Below are 2,109 nucleotides of genomic sequence, written 5' to 3'. Positions count from 1 at the left end.
GACGTCTCGCGCATGATGTTGCGGTAGATGCCGTCGTAGGAGCCCGGGATCCCCTTCTGCGCCATGATGTCCAGCGACTCGCGGATCCACCCGTCCGCGACGACGCCGGGGGAGCGACGGTCCGTCTCCAGTACGCATAGCCCCCTACCTGCACAAGCAGGGAGGAGATCGAGTAGTCCGCCCCCTGCGCCGGACCACCCCCGGGGATCACCCTGGACCCATGCTGCAACTCTGCGGGCGGCATCTCCCGGACCCCGACGCCCGCTACGGGCCGTTCCCGCAACCACCCCTGGGAGCCGGCCATCTGAGTGTCGAGTACCCATCCCGGCCCTCCGCCGTCCGTGAGGCACGCGCGGAGGTCCGCAGGCAGTTGGAGCGATGGGGGCTCGGCGAGGACGGCGAGGTCGCGGGCGCGGCCGCACTGCTCGTCGGCGAACCGGCCACCAACGCCCTGGTGCACGCCGGGAGCCGCTTCCGTCTCACCCTCTTCGCCGCGCACGGCGTACTGCGCTGCGAGATCGCCGACGCCTCGTGTGGTTCGAGCTCGGCACATGCGGATCGATGGGCTGCGGTCGGCGACAGCCGTGACGCCCCGCTGGGTTCGGCCATCCCCGGGGGCTCGCCGGGCCGCCGGGGGGTCGTTCCCGTCCGCGGGGCCCTGGAAGCTGGTCGCGCCGACGCGGCGGAGCCGCACATCGATACAGCCCCGCGCCGCGGCCCTGAGGCGATTCCGCTCAGGCCCTCTTGTCGGGTCCGGGCCTTTACGGTTTCTTGATCTGCATGGCCGACACCACGGAGCACACGGGTACGCAGCAACCGCAACCCCGGAAGGCGAGTTGGAAACACATCGGTCCGGGCATCGTCGTCGCGGCGACCGGTGTCGGCGCCGGTGACCTGGTCGCCACGCTGATCGCGGGCAGCAATTTCGGCTACACCCTCCTGTGGGCCGCGATCATCGGCTGTCTGGTGAAGATCTCCCTGGCCGAGGCCGCGGGCCGCTGGCATCTGTCCACGGGCCGCACCCTGTTCGACGGCTGGGCGAGCCTCGGACGCTGGACGACCTGGTTCTTCGCGGTCTACGTCGTGGTGTGGGGTTTCGTCTACGGCGCGGCGGCGATGTCGTCGAGCGCGCTGCCGTTGCAGGCATTGTTCCCGGACGTGATGGACCTCAAGTGGTGGGGCATCGCCTGCGGTCTGGTGGGCCTGGTCTTCGTCTGGTTCAACAAGTACGCGGTGTTCGAGAAGGTCATGACGGTCCTGGTGGGCGTCATGTTCGTGGTGACGGTGTACCTGGCGATCCGGGTCACGCCGAACATCCCCGACGCCTTTGCCGGGATCCTGCCGGTGCTGCCGGACGAGAAGGACTCGATCCTCAACACGCTCGGCCTGATCGGCGGTGTGGGTGGCACGATCACGCTCGCCGCGTACGGCTACTGGGTCAATGCCAAGGGCTGGACCGACACCGGCTGGATGAAGGTCATGCGGCTGGACAACCGCGTCGCCTACGCCACGACCGGCATCTTCGTCATCGCCATGCTGTTCGTCGGCGCGGAGCTGCTCCACTCGGCGAACGTCGCGATCGCGAGCGGTGACAAGGGCCTGATCCAGCTGGGCGACATCCTGGAGGAGGAGTACGGCTCGGCCACCGCCACGTTCTTCCTGATCGGCTTCTTCGCCACGTCCTTCACCTCGCTGATCGGCGTCTGGCACGGCGTGAGCCTGATGTTCGCCGACTTCGTGGTCCGCCTGTCGGGCACGGGCCAGGCCAAGGGCGAGGAGGTCGCCTCGGGAACCCGCGAACGCTCCTGGCCGTTCCGCGCCTACCTGCTCTGGCTGACCTTCCCGCCGATGATCCTGCTCTTCGAGGGCCAGCCCTTCCGCCTGATCATCATCTACGGCGTTCTCGGCGCGGCGTTCCTGCCCTTCCTCGCCGCCACCCTGATCTGGCTCCTCAACTCCTCTCGCACGCCCCGCGAGTGGCGCAGCGGCCACCTGAGCAACGCCATGCTCGCCATCGCCGGCCTGTTGTTCCTGATCCTGTGCGTGAAGCAGATCTGGGACCAGCCGTGGGGAGAGTTCTTCCAGGGCGGAAGAATGGCCGGATGACCC

At 68.5% G+C, this 2,109-nt stretch carries 2 protein-coding genes and 1 pseudogene; 2 read left to right on the top strand and 1 reads right to left on the bottom strand.

What is annotated here, in order from left to right; genetic code table 11:
• Positions 1 to 95 (bottom strand): annotated as a pseudogene (locus ABZ281_RS47055) (peptidoglycan-binding protein); the annotation flags it as partial.
• Positions 96 to 220: 125 nt separating this feature from the next.
• Here ABZ281_RS47055 and ABZ281_RS47050 point away from each other — a divergent pair.
• On the top strand, positions 221 to 775 hold the full coding sequence (locus tag ABZ281_RS47050; protein WP_356664724.1) for a hypothetical protein: 555 nt from the start codon (positions 221 to 223) through the stop codon (positions 773 to 775).
• A 5-nt stretch (positions 776 to 780) separates the two neighbouring features.
• Positions 781 to 2,106, top strand: a complete 1,326-nt coding sequence (locus tag ABZ281_RS47045; RefSeq protein ID WP_356664722.1) for an Nramp family divalent metal transporter — start codon at positions 781 to 783, stop codon at positions 2,104 to 2,106.
• The last annotated feature ends 3 nt before the right edge of the window (positions 2,107 to 2,109 follow it).

The organism is Streptomyces sp. NPDC006265 (assembly GCF_040613555.1).
Taxonomy (GTDB): domain Bacteria; phylum Actinomycetota; class Actinomycetes; order Streptomycetales; family Streptomycetaceae; genus Streptomyces.
Note: the sequence above shows the minus strand (reverse complement) of the source record. Positions and strands in the feature narration are given on the sequence as shown.

What these genes read in the sequence shown, in the direction of transcription:
- ABZ281_RS47050 (WP_356664724.1), top strand. Translation starts at nt 221, where the DNA reads ATGCTGCAACTCTGCGGGCGGCATCTCCCGGACCCCGACGCCCGCTAC.
- ABZ281_RS47045 (WP_356664722.1), top strand. Translation starts at nt 781, where the DNA reads ATGGCCGACACCACGGAGCACACGGGTACGCAGCAACCGCAACCCCGG.